The sequence below is a fragment of the Paraburkholderia caffeinilytica genome (assembly GCF_003368325.1).
GTDB classification, from domain to species: Bacteria; Pseudomonadota; Gammaproteobacteria; order Burkholderiales; family Burkholderiaceae; genus Paraburkholderia; species Paraburkholderia caffeinilytica.
The window spans coordinates 3,122,625-3,137,210 of the sequence record NZ_CP031467.1; the positions used below are offsets into that span (position 1 = coordinate 3,122,625).

At 64.1% G+C, this 14,586-nt stretch carries 14 protein-coding genes; 8 read left to right on the top strand and 6 right to left on the bottom strand.

The window, feature by feature from the left end; all coding sequences use genetic code 11:
- The first annotated feature begins 24 nt into the window (after positions 1–24).
- Positions 25–1,911: a tetratricopeptide repeat protein gene (locus DSC91_RS30230; RefSeq protein ID WP_115782219.1), complete on the top strand. Its 1,887-nt coding sequence runs from the start codon at positions 25–27 to the stop codon at positions 1,909–1,911.
- Between the two features lie 122 nt (positions 1,912–2,033).
- Here the strand turns inward: DSC91_RS30230 and DSC91_RS30235 are convergent, their stop codons facing one another.
- Complete coding sequence (locus tag DSC91_RS30235) at positions 2,034–2,537, bottom strand: OmpA family protein (protein ID WP_115782220.1); 504 nt, start codon at positions 2,535–2,537, stop codon at positions 2,034–2,036.
- Between the two features lie 243 nt (positions 2,538–2,780).
- Here DSC91_RS30235 and DSC91_RS30240 point away from each other — a divergent pair, with 243 nt between their 5' ends.
- The 6 genes from DSC91_RS30240 (at position 2,781) to DSC91_RS30265 (ending at position 8,267) form a co-directional block, all read left to right on the top strand.
- Positions 2,781–3,542 carry a chorismate--pyruvate lyase family protein gene (locus DSC91_RS30240; RefSeq protein ID WP_115782221.1) on the top strand — a complete coding sequence of 254 codons (762 nt, stop codon included), beginning with the start codon at positions 2,781–2,783 and terminating at the stop codon, positions 3,540–3,542.
- Positions 3,542–4,015: a DNA-deoxyinosine glycosylase gene (locus DSC91_RS30245; RefSeq protein ID WP_115782222.1), complete on the top strand. Its 474-nt coding sequence runs from the start codon at positions 3,542–3,544 to the stop codon at positions 4,013–4,015. The genes DSC91_RS30240 and DSC91_RS30245 overlap by 1 nt, the downstream gene beginning before the upstream one ends.
- Positions 4,012–4,935 (top strand): class I SAM-dependent methyltransferase, encoded by a 924-nt coding sequence (locus DSC91_RS30250; protein ID WP_115782223.1) that lies wholly within the window; start codon positions 4,012–4,014, stop codon positions 4,933–4,935. The genes DSC91_RS30245 and DSC91_RS30250 overlap by 4 nt, the downstream gene beginning before the upstream one ends.
- Before the next feature lie 293 nt (positions 4,936–5,228).
- A complete protein-coding gene (locus DSC91_RS30255) occupies positions 5,229–5,468 on the top strand; it encodes a DUF3311 domain-containing protein (RefSeq protein WP_115782224.1) in 240 nt (79 codons plus the stop codon).
- On the top strand, positions 5,468–7,018 hold the full coding sequence (gene mctP / locus DSC91_RS30260) for a monocarboxylate uptake permease MctP (RefSeq protein ID WP_115782225.1): 1,551 nt from the start codon (positions 5,468–5,470) through the stop codon (positions 7,016–7,018). The genes DSC91_RS30255 and mctP overlap by 1 nt, the downstream gene beginning before the upstream one ends.
- Before the next feature lie 124 nt (positions 7,019–7,142).
- Positions 7,143–8,267 (top strand): FUSC family protein, encoded by a 1,125-nt coding sequence (locus tag DSC91_RS30265; protein WP_175171922.1) that lies wholly within the window; start codon positions 7,143–7,145, stop codon positions 8,265–8,267.
- A gap of 214 nt (positions 8,268–8,481) precedes the next feature.
- Here DSC91_RS30265 and DSC91_RS30275 read toward each other — a convergent pair whose 3' ends face one another.
- The 5 genes from DSC91_RS30275 to DSC91_RS30300 form a co-directional block, all read right to left on the bottom strand.
- Positions 8,482–8,901: a VOC family protein gene (locus DSC91_RS30275; protein WP_115782228.1), complete on the bottom strand. Its 420-nt coding sequence runs from the start codon at positions 8,899–8,901 to the stop codon at positions 8,482–8,484.
- Positions 8,902–9,185: 284 nt separating this feature from the next.
- Entirely contained in the window at positions 9,186–10,139 is a 954-nt protein-coding gene (gene tal / locus DSC91_RS30285) for a transaldolase (protein ID WP_115782230.1), read from the bottom strand.
- Between the two features lie 246 nt (positions 10,140–10,385).
- Positions 10,386–11,606, bottom strand: coding sequence for a benzoate/H(+) symporter BenE family transporter (locus DSC91_RS30290; protein WP_115782231.1), 1,221 nt, complete (start codon positions 11,604–11,606; stop codon positions 10,386–10,388).
- A gap of 39 nt (positions 11,607–11,645) precedes the next feature.
- A complete protein-coding gene (locus DSC91_RS30295) occupies positions 11,646–12,821 on the bottom strand; it encodes a vWA domain-containing protein (RefSeq protein WP_115782232.1) in 1,176 nt (391 codons plus the stop codon).
- Between the two features lie 83 nt (positions 12,822–12,904).
- Positions 12,905–13,747, bottom strand: a complete 843-nt coding sequence (locus DSC91_RS30300) for an AAA family ATPase (RefSeq protein WP_115782233.1) — start codon at positions 13,745–13,747, stop codon at positions 12,905–12,907.
- A gap of 425 nt (positions 13,748–14,172) precedes the next feature.
- Here DSC91_RS30300 and DSC91_RS30305 point away from each other — a divergent pair, with 425 nt between their 5' ends.
- Complete coding sequence (locus DSC91_RS30305) at positions 14,173–14,541, top strand: c-type cytochrome (RefSeq protein ID WP_115782234.1); 369 nt, start codon at positions 14,173–14,175, stop codon at positions 14,539–14,541.
- Positions 14,542–14,586: the final 45 nt, after the last annotated feature.

Here is a 14,586-nt window from a genome sequence, read left to right on the forward strand (position 1 = left end):
GTCGCGACAACTTTCTGTCTTCCTATGTCCGATTCCACCTTGGTGAAACCAGCCGATCCCGTGTTTCTTCTGTGGTCGATCTTGCGCGAGCAAGGTTTCGACGCCGCTGAGCGACGAGCCCTCGAACTCGTCGTAGAGGGGAGCACGCCGCAATTGCACGCAGACCTGTGCGCGGGGGCGGGGCGTTTCGAAGCCGCCTATCACAGTGCATCGCAGATGCAGACGCAGACGCAGACGCGGGCGCGGGCGCAGACGCAAGCGCAGCAGCAAGATCAAATGCAAGCGCAAACACAGGCGCAGATCCAAGCGGCTGCGAACGGCGCGCGTTACGCCCGGGTAGCCCTGTTCGCCGACGCGCTCGGCCGCGCTGACGCCGCCCAGCGCAACAGCGAATTGGCGGTAGCCGCTCAGTCGTCGGCTGTGACGGTCGAATGGATCGTCTGGCTGATCGATCGCTGCGGCGCGCATTCGGCGGCGGCGCACATGTTGCGCGCGTTTGAGCAGCATGCGCAACAGGATGCCCGCGCCCCCTGGTGGTTGGCGATCGCGCTTGCAGCGTCGCCGGATGCGAGCGCGCGCGCCGAGCGGCGCGCGGCGCTGTTGCGCGCCTATGCGCTCGATCCGGCGATCAATCCCGCGTTGCCGTTGCAGCTTGTGCTGGCTTTCCGTGCGATCCGCGATTGGCCCACGGTCGAACGCGTTTGTCGCGAGATGCTGGCGCGCCATCCCGCCGATGCAGAAATCGCCTGGCAACTGAGCCATGCGCAATGGCAGTGCAACGACGCCGCAGAAGCGGAGGCAACCATGCGCGCGGTCGATGCCGCCGCGCCCGGCAATGCTCACGTGCTGGGCGCAATCGGCATGTATCTCGCCGAGCAGGCGCGTTTTGCCGACAGCGAAGCGGCGCTGCAGGCAGCCCTCACGCTCGATCCGTCCGCGACGCAGGCGGCCGTCGATCTGGCCGATCTGAAATTGCGGCGTGGCGACTGGTCGAGCGCATGGCCGCACTTCGCGGCGCGTCTGATGCGCGACGATCGCGAGTCGAACAACATCGTGACGGTGATGGAACGGCTGTGTCCGCGCTGGCAGGGTCAACCGCTGGCCGGCAAGACCTTGATCGTGCACAGCGAACAGGGCAGCGGCGACGACATCCAGATGGTGCGCCTCGTGCACGAACTGGCGGCACGCGTGCGCGACGAGGGCGGCCGGCTTGTGCTCGCGGTGCGCCGCGCGTTACAGCCGCTGTTTGCGCGCTTTTACGCGGATTGCGTGTCCATCGAGGACGGGCCGCTCGGCAAGCCCCACTTTGGCTTGCCCATCATGAGCGTGCCGTCGGTGCTTGGCTTGCAGCCTGATCAGGTGCGCGGCGCTGCCTATCTATCGGCCGATGCAGGTCGCGTGACCGCATGGCGCGAGCGGATCAGCGCTTGGGGTGGCGCGGCGGCGCGAATGCATGTCGGCCTTGTCTGGTCGGGCAGCCCGACGCATCGGCGCGACGCGAAACGATCGATTCCGCTTGCAGCACTGGCCCCGGTGTTCGCGCTACCCAATGTGGTGTTTCATCCGTTGACGCCGGGCCGTCACGCAGACGTCGCGGCGTTGAGCGCGCAGGGCTATCGCGTGTGCGATCTGACTGCGCACTACGAGGCCGGTTTCGACGATGTGGCCGCGCACGCGATCGCGCTCGATGCCGTGGTCACGATCGACAGCGCGCCTTTGCATCTGGGCGGCGCGCTGGGGCGCCCGGTGCTGGCGATGCTCGACCACGTGTCGCATTGGGCGTGGGGCAATGAGGAGGCGCAACCGTGGTACGACTCGGTTGATCTGTTCCGGCAACCGCAGCCGGGTGCATGGGAGCCGGTCGTTGAGCGAGTGACGGCCCGTTTGCGGACGATGTTAAGCACTCGATAGATGTTCGCGCGAATCGCTTATCGCCTGGACGCCGTAAGGTCGCCCCGATAAGAACGCACACGTAAAAACGCCCGCATGATGCGGGCGTTTTTACGAAACTGGCATCGGATCGCGAATGCCTGCTACCGCCCCATCAGCGTATCCATCGTTTCGCCACGCACCACGATCTCGGTGCGGCGGTTCAGCGCGCGCCCTTCGGCGGTATCGTTGCTGGCGACGGGGTTGTCATAGGCATAGCCCTTCGTCCGGATCCGCTCCATCGGCACGCCACGCGCCACAAGCGCGTAGCCTACCGCCGTTGCGCGCGCTTCGGAAAGCTGCTGGTTATAGTCGAGCGTGCCGACATTGTCGGTGTAGCCCTCGACCAGCACCGGCTTCTTGCTGCGCTTGAGCAGAACGGCCGAACGATTGATGACGGCCGCCGCATCGCCGCGCACGTCGGATTTGCCGAACTCGAACAGCGCGGCTTCGGGCAGCCGGACGGAAACACCGTTAGCGACCGGCGCGACTTCGATGCCGACTGCCTTGTTCAACGACGTTTCCTTGTCGCGGTCCAGCGGTGCCGCGCAACCCGCCATCAGCACGACAGACATTGCGCATACGGTAGTGCCCAGGAACGTTTTCATGGTTCTTTTTCTCCATCAATATTCAATCACATGGTGCGCCCCTCGATCGCGGGCGGACCGTCGATTTGTTAAAGCACGAAGGTTGTATCGCGCGTCGCTGGACGAGGAGAATCGGAACTGTCCGAAATCGTTAGGCTGATTGATGCGATTCCGTCTGACATCGCGATCGCCTGACATCCTCGCTGGAACTGCAGACGCGGGACTCGCGATCCTCTGACAACGGCGCCGTTATAATCCGACACCATGCCTATCCGTTTCGATGCCGCCGACGCCCACTGGCGCGTCGCGCCCTTACCCGGCTTCAGTACCGCCCAGAAAGACTGGTTGACCCGCGGTGGATCGCTGACCGCGCATTTGCGCACGCTCGGCGCGGTTGCGGTGCGCGTGACGCGCGAAGCCGTCGCGCTGCCGTGGGCGGACGAGTACGCCGCGCTGGGTCTCGCCCCGCGCGCGCCGGTGTGGGTTCGGGAAGTGGTGTTGTCGGTCGACGGCGTGCCGTTTGTCGCGGCGCACAGCGTGGCGCCGCTCGCCGCGAGCGTCGGCGTATGGCAGGCCACGCGGCGGTTGCGTACGCGGCCGCTCGCCGAGTTGCTGTACAGCGATAGCAGCGTCGCGCGCTCGTCGCTGGTGAGCCGCAGATTGACGGCACGTCATCCGTTGTACCGGTTGGCCGAGCAGGAGATCGGCGCGCCGCCGCCGCACGCGCTGGTTGCGCGCCGCTCGGTGTTCGAGCGCCACGGTGCGCCTTTGATGGTGACCGAATGCATGTTGCCGACGCTTTGGGCGCATCTGGCGTTGTCGGCCCGTATGCCGTCTGCGCAGCCAGCGTCCGCTCATGCGCACCCATCGCCGCGCACGCATGTGCGGGAACACGGCCGGCCGCTCGAGCATACGGCGTCGCGCGCCCATGGCGCGCCGCGTGCGGAGCCAGGACAGCTGTCGGAACGGGACGCACGTGAAGCCGGTCACGTGCCGCCGGTATCGGACCATAAGGAACAGCGCTGATGCTGCGCGGCTTTCCTCCCGTCGTCGCGGCGGATACGCACACCTTGATTCTCGGCAGCTTTCCCGGCGAGGCATCGCTCGCGGCGACGCAGTATTACGCGCATCCGCGCAACCAGTTCTGGCGTTTGCTCGGCACCGTGCTCGACGATCCGCTCGCCGAACTCGCCTATGAAGCGCGGTTACGGCGTTTGCTTTCGCACGGCATCGGCGTATGGGACGTGCTTGCCGCGTGCCATCGCGAGGGGAGCCTGGATGCCGCCATCCGCAACGCGCAACCGAATGACTTCGCGTCTCTGCGCGAGCACGCGCCGCTGCTGCGCAAGGTCTGCTTCAACGGCAAGACGGCGGGCCGCTTTGCGCCGGTGATCGGCGAAGCCGGCTACGCCACCCTCGTATTGCCTTCGTCGAGTCCGGCGAATGCTATGCTCTCGTTCGACCAAAAATTGCGTCTCTGGCGCGACATCCTTACATGACGAAATTGATCAAGCGCGCCTCGGCTGAAGCGCGCGCTTTCCGCAACAAACACGCTGACGCCGGCGGCGCTGCGCTGAACAAACAGAAAGCCGCGAGCAATAAAAAACGCGCACCGCACGACGACGACCTGCACGACGCGCCGCAAATCGAAGCGCCGCGCAAGCCGCGTTTCGCGCCGGTCACGTTCTCGGAAGAGGGCGGCGTGCGCTTCCTGCACTTCGGCACGGAATGGGTGCAAGGCGCAATGCGTCTGCGCAAGCCGGATCACATCGAACTCGAGTACGCGCAGCAGATGATGGCCTGGCTGCTGTTCATCGAAACGCCGAAGCGTATCGTCCAGCTCGGTCTGGGCGCCGCTGCGCTGACCAAATTTGCGCACCGCTTCCTGAAGCGCGCAAAGGTCGAGGCGGTCGAGCTGAACCCGGCGGTGGTCGTAGCCGCGCGCACGATGTTCGACCTGCCGCACGACGACGCCCGTCTGACCGTGCACGAAATGGACGCATGGGACTTCGTCAACGACCGCGCCAACCATGGCACGATCGGCGCGTTGCAGATCGACGTCTACGATGCCACCGCGCGTGGCCCGGTGCTCGACAGTGTCGGTTTCTACCGCGCGGTGCGCGCGTGCCTGACCGGCGCGGGCGTGGTGACGGTGAACCTGTTCGGCGATCATCCGAGCTTCGTGCGCAACATGAAGCGTCTGAACGAAGCCTTCGACGGCCGCGTGGTCGCGCTGCCGGAAGTGCATGACGGCAACCGCATCGCAATCGCCTTCTCGGGCCCGGCGCTCGACGTGCCGTTCACGACACTGCAAGCGCGCGCGAAGCTGATCGAAGCGGAGCTCGGTTTGCCGGCGCGCAAGTGGATCAAGGGGCTGCAGGAATCGACCGGGCAGAACGGCAGTTCGTTCTCGGTTTGATGTGAGAATGGGGCGGGCCGGTTCGATTCGCTGAATACCCAACACGCATGTCGCCCATCGGCGACCCAGCCCCCGCGTCCAGCCGTCTCGCGCCACCTCTCATCTCTGCTAAATCGCCGCCCCGCGCGCCCCAGCAGCACCTTTGCGCCTCGGGTCGTCCCTGCTTGACCGGACGTTCTCGGCTCCTATACTCTTTCGAAGCTTTCGGGGTGCCCGTGGCCTACCTGCGACGGGACATCCACCACCCGTCCACACACGGGCCAACATTTCAATAATAGGGAAGAGGAGACGTCATGGCTCACGACGCCGACGCGAACAAGGCCAGCAAGCACTGGCTCTGGTTGCTGCTGTTGCCCTGGATCGCGATGATCTGGGTGCCGTCATACAACAAGGTCGAACCGCAGCTGTTCGATTTTCCGTTCTTCTACTGGTACCAGCTCCTTTGGGTGCTGATCAGCGCGATCATCACGGCGCTCGTGTACTTCAAGACCAAGACCCGCTCATCGGGCAGCTCGCAAGGGGGCGCACAATAATGAACGCCACCGCAACTTTCGTCTTCGTCCTGTTTTTCATCGGCGTCACCATTCTCGGTTTTATCGCGGCCCACTGGCGCAGGGGCGACCTCGCCCACCTGGAAGAGTGGGGCCTCGGCGGCCGGCGCTTCGGCACCATCGTCACGTGGTTCCTGCTGGGCGGCGACCTGTACACCGCCTACACCTTCATCGCCGTGCCGGCGCTGGTATTCGGTGCGGGCGCAACGGGTTTCTTTGCGCTGCCGTACACGATCCTGATCTATCCGTTCGCGTTCGTCGTGTTCCCGAAACTGTGGAGCATCGCCAAACGGCAAGGCTATGTGACTTCGGCCGACTTCGTTTCCGCTCGCTATGGCAGCCGCATGCTGGCGCTGGCGGTCGCCGTGACCGGCATCGTCGCGACGATGCCGTACATCGCGCTGCAACTGGTCGGTATCGAAGTGGTGATCGGCGCGCTGGGTTTCGACACCCAAGGCTTCGTCGGCGATCTGCCGCTGATCATCGCCTTCGCGATTCTGGCGGCGTACACCTATACGTCGGGCCTGCGTGCACCGGCCATGATCGCGGTGGTCAAGGACATCCTGATCTACATCACGATCTTCGCCGCGATCATCGTGATTCCACCGCAACTGGGCGGCTTCGGCCACATCTTCAGCGCGGTGCCGCCGGCCAAGCTGCTCCTGAAGGCGCCGGATGTTTCGAGCCTGAACGGCTACAGCGCGTACGCGACGCTTGCGGTGGGCTCGGCGCTCGCGCTGTTCCTGTATCCGCACTCGATCACGGCGGTGCTGTCGTCGAATTCGGGTAACACGATCCGCCGCAACATGGCGATGCTGCCGGCTTACTCGCTGGTGCTCGGCCTGCTCGCGCTGCTCGGCTTCATGGCCTTGGCTTCGGGCGTGAAGGACATGCCGGAGTTCGCGCCGTACTTCAAGGCGTTCGGCCCGAACTTCGCGGTGCCGGCGCTGTTCCTGCACTTCTTCCCGTCGTGGTTCGTCGGCGTGGCGTTCGCGGCGATCGGTATCGGCGCGCTGGTGCCGGCGGCCATCATGTCGATCGCGGCAGCGAACCTGTACACGCGCAACATCCACAAGGAGTTCGTGAACCGCAACATGACGCATGAGCAGGAGACCAACGTCGCGAAGCTGGTCTCGCTGATCGTCAAGGTCGGCGCGGTGGCGTTCATTCTCGGCTTGCCGCTCACGTATGCGATTCAGTTGCAACTGCTGGGCGGCATCTGGATCATCCAGACGCTGCCGGCCATCGTGCTGGGTCTCTACACGCGCGTGCTCGACTACCGCGGCCTGCTGATCGGCTGGGCGGCCGGCATCGCAACCGGCACGTGGATGGCGATTTCGCTGAAGCTGGCGGGCTCGATCTTCACGATCCATCTGTTCGGCATGGCGATTCCGGGCTACGCGGCGGTGTGGTCGCTGATCGTCAACCTGGTGGTGTCGGTGGTGGTGAGCCTTCTGGTGCGCATGTTCGGCATGCAGCGCGCCGAGGACCGTACCCGTCCGGAAGACTACCTGGACGTGGTCGAAGGCTAGGTCAGCCGTCCCATCTCGCCGGAAAAGCAACGCCCGCGGACAAAAGTTTGCGGGCGTTTGTCTTTCCGGGGTACTCCAGGGCACGATAGCGGAACTGTCCTTCAAAGCGTCCGTCGCGCGAGCCATGGCTTCTGCCGATTCCCCCCGCGTCGTTGTCCGCCGCTCGGCCATTAGCCGCATGGTGCGAACGATCACGTCGCCGTACTATCGCTATCGCCACGCGAAGGTACTCCATAGCCTGCGCGTCGGTGTCGCGATGCTGGTGTCGATTCTCGCGACCACCGGTATCAACATTCCACATGGCATCTGGTCGTCGGTGACCTTGCTGGTGGTGATCGGCGGCTTGCAGCATCACGGCAATATCCGCAAGAAGGCCGCCGACCGGGCGGCGGGAACGCTGCTCGGCGCGGCGATCGGGCTTCTGCTCATCCTGACGCAGAATCTGACCGGGTCGCTGCCGCTCACCTACGTGCTGATGTCGATCGTCGCGGGGATCTGCGCGTGGTTCGCGATTGGATCGTCGGGATACATCGGCCTGCTGACGGCGATCACGATGTGCGTCGTCGCGGGTCATGGCGACAATCTGATCGACGTCGGTCTATGGCGCACGCTGAACGTGCTGATCGGCATTGTGATCGCGCTGGCGTTTTCATTCGCGTTGCCGCTGCACGCGACTTATTCGTGGCGCTATGGGATTGCCGCCAATCTGCGCGACTGTGCGCGGATCTACACCCGTTTGCTGGAAGGCGAAACGATCAGCGAGGATGAACAGGTCAAACGCTTCCTCGCGATCAACAAGCGGCTGGTGCAGTTGCGCTCGCTGATGCCTTCGGTGGCGAAAGAGATCGATGTGCCGCAGGCCCGGCTCGAAGAAATCCAGCGGCTGCATCGCTCGGTGCTCAGTTCGCTGGAATTGCTGGCGACCGGCCCGCTGATGCGCGCCGATGCCGTGGCGCGTGCCGCGTATGCGCGGGAGTGCGGCGACGAGGTGCACGCCGTGCGCGGCATTATGCTGGCAATAGCGCGCGGCCTGCGCTTTGGCCGCGCGACGCACTTCGGCATTCCCGCCGCGTCGCCGCTCGCACCGGTGCGTAGCGACGCCGCGCTCGAACTGCCGCCCGACTTGCAGGGGCCTTACTGGCTCGGGCAGCGCCTGGCCGAACAGGTGGAGCGGTTGCGCGCGTTGCTGCTGGAGACCGAGCCGAACTGGAACATCGAGCGGCACTCGCGCACTGTGCTGAAGGCCTAGTTTTTCACGTTGGCCGGGTGAGCCGGCGTGGCCTGACAGGCTGCGGTTGCATACAGCACGGGTGCTCGATGGTTACGGTGATCGCGTCGGCAAACCGCTGCGACCGCAGTTGCGACCGCAGCAACTGACGCACCCGCAGCTGCGCCGGCACCCGCACTCGCGACCGCGCCTGCACTCGCGACCGCGCCCGCCGAAGCCCCCGTGCGTGTCTCGCTCAGGCTTCCGGCATCGTCACCATCCACGCGAGACCGAAGCGGTCCACCACCATCCCGAAGCCCTTGCTCCAGAAGGTGGCTTGCCACGGCATCGTCACCGTACCGCCATCGGCCAGCGCGTTGAAATATCTCTCGCCGGACTCGGCGTCGTCAGCCGTCAGCGAGAGGCTGAAGCCGCTGAAGGTGGCCTGCGGGTCGCAGTGGCCATCCGAGGCCATCCAGTTGGTCGAGCCGAGCTTGATCGTGGCGTGCATGATCTTTTCTTCCAGACCGGGCCGCGGCTGGTTTTCCGGGTCGGGGCTGGGCGGCGCGTCCTTGTAGCGCATCAGCAGCAACACCTCGGCGCCGAGCTTCTCGGTGTAGTACTTGAGCGCTTCTTCACAGCGGCCGTTGAAAAATACATAAGGCTGAACGTACATGATCGTCTCCCGGAATGGACTCTGCGGCGCCGCGTTCCTTCGGCAAATGACCGCGAAGGAGTGGGCGTGCAGACGATTGTAGTCGTCTGTTGCGGCGGCGATTGTGACATTGTGTCGACGGCAGGCGGCAGGCGGCAGGCGGCAGGCGGCAGGCGGCAGGCGGCAGGCAGCAGGCAGCAGGCAGCAGGCAGCAGGCAGCAGGCGCCAAACGGCATGCGGCCCTGAACCGGAAAGGCTCAGGGCCGCATGCTTGACCGCGTGTTTAAGCTCGACGCCAGCCGGCTTTAACGCAGCGCTTCGATCAGCTTCTCCAGCTTGACGGCGTCCGCGGCAAACGCGCGGATGCCTTCAGCGAGCTTTTCGGTCGCCATCGCTTCGTCGTTGACGAGGAAACGGAACGACGCCTCGTCGACCGGCACGCGTTCGATGCCCGCGCCCGTGCCCATTTCAGGCGACAGCTTGCGCTCGACCTTCTCGGTGCTCTCCTGCAGCTTTTGCAGCAGATCCGGGCTGATGGTCAGCAGATCGCAGCCGGCCAGTTCCAGAATCTGGCCAGGGGTGCGGAAGCTCGCGCCCATCACCTCGGTCTTGTAGCCAAACTTCTTGTAGTACGCGTAAATCCGGCGCACCGATTTGACGCCCGGATCGTTGGCGCCGCCGTCTTTCACTTCGTCCCACGCGCTACCGGCGTTCTTCTTGTACCAGTCGTAAATGCGGCCGACGAACGGCGAGATCAGTTGCGCGCCCGCTTCGGCACAGGCAGCGGCCTGCGCGAGCGAGAACAGCAGCGTCATGTTGCAGTGGATGCCTTCTTTCTGCAGCACTTCGGCGGCGCGGATGCCTTCCCACGTGGAGGCCAGCTTGATCAGCACGCGTTCGCGGCCGATGCCGTGGTCTTTGTACAGGGCGATCAGCTCGCGGCCCTTGGCGATCGACGCTTCGGTGTCGAACGACAGGCGCGCATCCACTTCGGTCGACACGCGGCCCGGAATGATCTTGAGAATTTCGGTGCCGAAGGCGATCAGCAACTGGTCGATGATTGCGCCGACCGGTTTCGACGCATGCGCTTTCACGGTTTTTTCGAGCAGCGGCTTGTAGTCGTCTTTCTGGACGGCCTTCAGAATCAGCGACGGATTGGTGGTCGCGTCCTGCGGCTTGTACTGCGCAAGCTGCTGGAAGTCGCCGGTATCGGCCACGACGGTGGTGTATTGCTTGAGTTGATCGAGTGCGGTTGTCATGTTCGAGCCTTCATGGCGCGCGTGCGCCGTGGTTCAGGAGAAATGAGATCGCCACCGGACGGAAGGACAAACCGTTCCGGCGGCCGCGGGTCACGCTGCAGCGTCTGCCCGTCATGTTGCCGGGGAATTTTGACGGAAAGCGCTGCCGGATGCTTCTATTCTATGGCGGATCGTCTGACGCAGTATTGACACTTGCTCCCGGCGATCCGTTCACAGGGATTTGGGATGACGGTTTCCGCCGACGATTCAGGCGCGCCGGGCGTTCAGCACCAGTTGCGTCAGCACGCCCGCCACCAGCCCCCAGAATGCCGAGCCGATCGAGAGCAGGGTGAGGCCCGAGGCCGTCACCATGAATGTCACCAGCGCCGCTTCACGCTGCTTCAGATCCTGCATCGCGTTGGCGAGGCCGCTCATGATCGAGCCGAACAGCGCCAGCGCCGCGACGGAAACCACCAGCGCCGTCGGCAAGGCCGCGAACAGCGCGGCGATGGTCGCGCCGAAAATCCCGGCGATCAGATAGAAAATACCGCACCAGACTGCGGCGGTGTAACGCTTGCCGCGGTTTTCGTGCGCTTCGGGGCCGGTACAGATCGCCGCCGTGATCGCTGCAAGATTGACGCCATGTGAGCCGAACGGCGCGAGCAGCAGCGAAGCGATGCCCGTCGTCGAAATCAGCGGCGCGGAGGGCGTGCTGAAGCCGTCCGCACGCAGCACGGCGATGCCCGGCACGTTCTGCGACGCCATCGCGACGACAAACAACGGAATGCCGATGCTGATGCTCGCCGCGACCGAAAACACCGGCATCGTGAACACGGGATGGGCGAGCGCGACATGAAAGCGGCTGAAGTCGAGCAGCCCGAGCCCGCCGGCGGCCGCCGTGCCGACGATCAGCGTCGTCACGATCGCATAGCGCGGCGCGAGGCGTTTGACGATCAGGTAGGTGAAGAACATGGTCAGCACGAGCGCGGTCTGGAACTGCGCCGCGCGGAAAATCTCGATGCCGATCTCGAACAGAATGCCCGCCAGCAAAGCCGAGGCGATGCCTGCCGGGATTTTTTTCATCAGCGTGTCGAACCAGCCGGTCAGGCCGACCAGGGTCAGCAACACCGAGCAGACGATGAACGCGCCGATCGCCTCGGGGTAGGCCACATGCGGCAGCGACGACACCAGCAGCGCGGCGCCGGGTGTCGACCAGGCAATCACGATCGGCGCGCGAAAGCGCAGCGAGAGGCCGATCGTGCAGACGGCCATGCCGATCGACAGCGCCCAGATCCACGACGAAATCTGCGCATCGTTGAGATGGGCGGCCTGGCCCGCCTGGAACATCAGCACGAGCGAGCTGGTATAGCCCGTCATCATCGCGACGAAGCCGGCGACGAGGGTGGACAGCGAGGTATCGGCAAACGGTCTGAGCCGTCCGGTGTGTGCGTTGACAGGGGACAAATCGGGCGATGACGACAAACTCATTCTGAAGCTTTTTATAGGGGGAGTGAAAACGCGACCTGCTTATTTGCTCAACATGCGCATCGCCGTTTCGAGTCCGGCGAGCGTGAGCGGATACATGCGGTGGCCGAGCACTTCCCGGATCGCGCTGACCGATTGCCGATAGGCCCACAAACCTTCCGGCTCCGGATTGAGCCATGCGTAGTGCGGGAAATGATCGGCGAGGCGGCGCAGCCACACGGCGCCGGCTTCGGCGTTGTTGTACTCGACCGAGCCGCCCGGCTGCAGCACTTCGTACGGACTCATGGTCGCGTCGCCGACAAAGATCAGCTTGTAGTCAGGCGTGAACTTGTGCAGCAGGTCCCACGTCGGCATGCGCTCGGCATGACGGCGGCGATTGTTCTTCCACAGGAAATCGTACACGCAGTTGTGGAAGTAATAGAACTCGAGATGCTTGAATTCGGCCTTGGCGGCGGAAAAGAGCTCTTCGGTGCGCTTGATGTGATCGTCCATCGAACCGCCCACGTCGAGCAGCATCAGCACTTTGACCTTGTTGTGCCGCTCCGGCACCATCTTCAGGTCGAGCCAGCCGGCGTTCGCCGCGGTGCTGCGGATCGTGTCGGGCAGATCGAGCTCTTCGGCCGCGCCTTCGCGGGCGAAACGGCGCAAGCGGCGCAGCGCGATCTTGATGTTGCGGGTGCCGATTTCGACCTGGTCGTCGTAATCGCGGTAGGCGCGCGCTTCCCACACCTTCACCGCCGTGCGGTTGCCCGCCGCGTCGCCGCCGATGCGCACGCCTTCCGGGTTGTAGCCGCCGTTGCCGAACGGCGAGGTGCCGCCCGTGCCGATCCATTTGTTGCCGCCTTCGTGGCGCTCTTTCTGTTCGTCGAACAGTTCCTTCAGGCGTTCCATCAGCTTGTCGAGGCCGCCCATCGCTTCGATCTGGGCTTTTTCCTCGGGCGACAGATCGCGTTGCAGCTTCTTCTTCAGCCAGTCGAGCGGGACGTCGAAGGCGAGCTCCGAGGCCTTCGCGACGCCATTGAAATACGCGCCGAACGCCTGGTCGAACTTGTCGAAATACTGTTCGTCCTTGACCAGCGTGATGCGCGCGAGATAGTAGAACTCGTCGAGCGACGGCGCGATCACGTTGGCTTTGAGCGCCTCGAGCAGCGTCAGGTATTCCTTCACCGACACCGGCAGTCTGGCGGCGCGTAGCGAGTAGAAGAAGTCGATCAGCATGCTGTGTCCTCGGCGGCGGATGGTCGGTGGACCGCGCTCATCAACGGGTATGCGCGGTCGAGCACCGGTTCATCACCGGTTGATCAACGGTTGTTGCGGTTCATGAAGATCAGCCGCTCGAACAGGCTTACGTCCTGCTCGTTCTTCAGGAGCGCGCCATGCAGCGGCGGGATGATCTGTTTCTGGTCGGACGAGCGCAGCGCTTCAGGCGGAATGTCCTCGGCGAGCAGCAGCTTCAGCCAGTCGAGGAGTTCCGACGTGGACGGCTTCTTCTTCAGGCCGGCGACGTTGCGCAACTCGAAGAAGCTCTGCATCGCCGCGGCGAGCAGTTCCTTCTTGATGCCGGGGTAGTGCACCTCGACGATCTGCTGCATCGTCACCGGGTCGGGGAATTTGATGTAGTGGAAAAAGCAGCGGCGCAGGAACGCATCGGGCAGTTCCTTCTCGTTGTTCGACGTGATGATCACGAGCGGGCGCTTTTTGGCGCGGACCAGCTCGTGGGTCTCGTACACGTAGAACTCCATGCGGTCGAGTTCGCGCAGCAGGTCGTTCGGGAATTCGATGTCGGCCTTGTCGATCTCGTCGATCAGGAGCACCGTTTGCTCCTCCGACTCGAACGCCTGCCACAACACGCCCTTGACGATGTAATTGCGGATGTCCTTGACGCGCTCGTCGCCGAGTTGCGAATCGCGCAGGCGCGACACCGCGTCGTACTCGTACAGGCCTTGCTGGGCCTTGGTGGTCGACTTGATATGCCATTGCAACAGCGGCATGCCGAGCGCGGCGGCGACCTCTTCGGCGAGCATGGTTTTGCCGGTGCCCGGTTCGCCCTTGATGAGCAACGGGCGCTTCAGCGTCATCGCGGCGTTGACCGCGAGCTTGAGGTCGTCAGTGGCGACGTATTGCGATGAGCCTTCAAAACGCATGGCGAGATGCTCTTTTTTGGGAAAAAACCCAGTATAAGTCAGAAGGCCTGTTGCGCTGAAACCGCCTGGCGTAAGGTGTCACCCGCGATGCCGGACGCCGGTTCGAGTGCGCTTGCGGCGCTCGCGAGCAGCCCGTGCTCGCCCGGCGCGCCCGGTGGGCGGGCGCGCCGGGTGTCGTGGGCCGGCCGGGCGGAGCGCGGCGGGCGCCACGAAGCCATGCGGAACAGGCGCGCCGGAGCAAAATGGCGCCGGCCGTGGCTTTGCGGTGGCCGGATACGCTGCTGGCCCCGCGCGGTGGACGTTCGGCGCGGCGTCGCGGTACAATTAGCCCGATTTTTTTGGCCTGCGTGGCTACCCTATAAGAAGAACGGCGCGGGCCGTTGCCTTTTTGGGCGCCCGTTTCCCCTCAAGCCAGGTTACATGCTATGAATAAATTCGTCGGCAAACACGTCGTGATCGCAGCGCTGTCGGTGCTCGCGGGCTATGCGGCCAGTGCGCAGGCAGCGGATGTCGTCGGCAACGCGAAGGCGGGCCAAGGCAAGGTCGCGATGTGTATTGGCTGCCACGGCATCCCTGAATACCGCACGGCTTATCCAGAGGTCTACCGCGTGCCCATGCTCGGCGGCCAGAATCAGGCATACCTCGAGAACGCCCTGCACGGCTACAAGAAGGGCGACCGCCACTTCGAAACGATGCGCGCAATCACCGCATCGCTGTCGGATCAGGACATTGCCGACATCGCTGCCTACTACGCAGCGCAAAGTTCCTCGTCGAAGAACAATCCCGACAAGTGATCGGCTGCGGTCACCCAACCGGTCACTCGGCTATTTATATTCGCG

Bases quoted from the DNA above. Each gene is read 5' to 3' on its own strand.
- DSC91_RS30230 (WP_115782219.1), top strand. From the start codon at position 25: ATGTCCGATTCCACCTTGGTGAAACCAGCCGATCCCGTGTTTCTTCTG.
- DSC91_RS30235 (WP_115782220.1), bottom strand. From the start codon at position 2,537: ATGAAAACGTTCCTGGGCACTACCGTATGCGCAATGTCTGTCGTGCTG.
- DSC91_RS30240 (WP_115782221.1), top strand. From the start codon at position 2,781: ATGCCTATCCGTTTCGATGCCGCCGACGCCCACTGGCGCGTCGCGCCC.
- DSC91_RS30245 (WP_115782222.1), top strand. From the start codon at position 3,542: ATGCTGCGCGGCTTTCCTCCCGTCGTCGCGGCGGATACGCACACCTTG.
- DSC91_RS30250 (WP_115782223.1), top strand. From the start codon at position 4,012: ATGACGAAATTGATCAAGCGCGCCTCGGCTGAAGCGCGCGCTTTCCGC.
- DSC91_RS30255 (WP_115782224.1), top strand. From the start codon at position 5,229: ATGGCTCACGACGCCGACGCGAACAAGGCCAGCAAGCACTGGCTCTGG.
- mctP (WP_115782225.1), top strand. From the start codon at position 5,468: ATGAACGCCACCGCAACTTTCGTCTTCGTCCTGTTTTTCATCGGCGTC.
- DSC91_RS30265 (WP_175171922.1), top strand. From the start codon at position 7,143: ATGGCTTCTGCCGATTCCCCCCGCGTCGTTGTCCGCCGCTCGGCCATT.
- DSC91_RS30275 (WP_115782228.1), bottom strand. From the start codon at position 8,901: ATGTACGTTCAGCCTTATGTATTTTTCAACGGCCGCTGTGAAGAAGCG.
- tal (WP_115782230.1), bottom strand. From the start codon at position 10,139: ATGACAACCGCACTCGATCAACTCAAGCAATACACCACCGTCGTGGCC.
- DSC91_RS30290 (WP_115782231.1), bottom strand. From the start codon at position 11,606: ATGAGTTTGTCGTCATCGCCCGATTTGTCCCCTGTCAACGCACACACC.
- DSC91_RS30295 (WP_115782232.1), bottom strand. From the start codon at position 12,821: ATGCTGATCGACTTCTTCTACTCGCTACGCGCCGCCAGACTGCCGGTG.
- DSC91_RS30300 (WP_115782233.1), bottom strand. From the start codon at position 13,747: ATGCGTTTTGAAGGCTCATCGCAATACGTCGCCACTGACGACCTCAAG.
- DSC91_RS30305 (WP_115782234.1), top strand. From the start codon at position 14,173: ATGAATAAATTCGTCGGCAAACACGTCGTGATCGCAGCGCTGTCGGTG.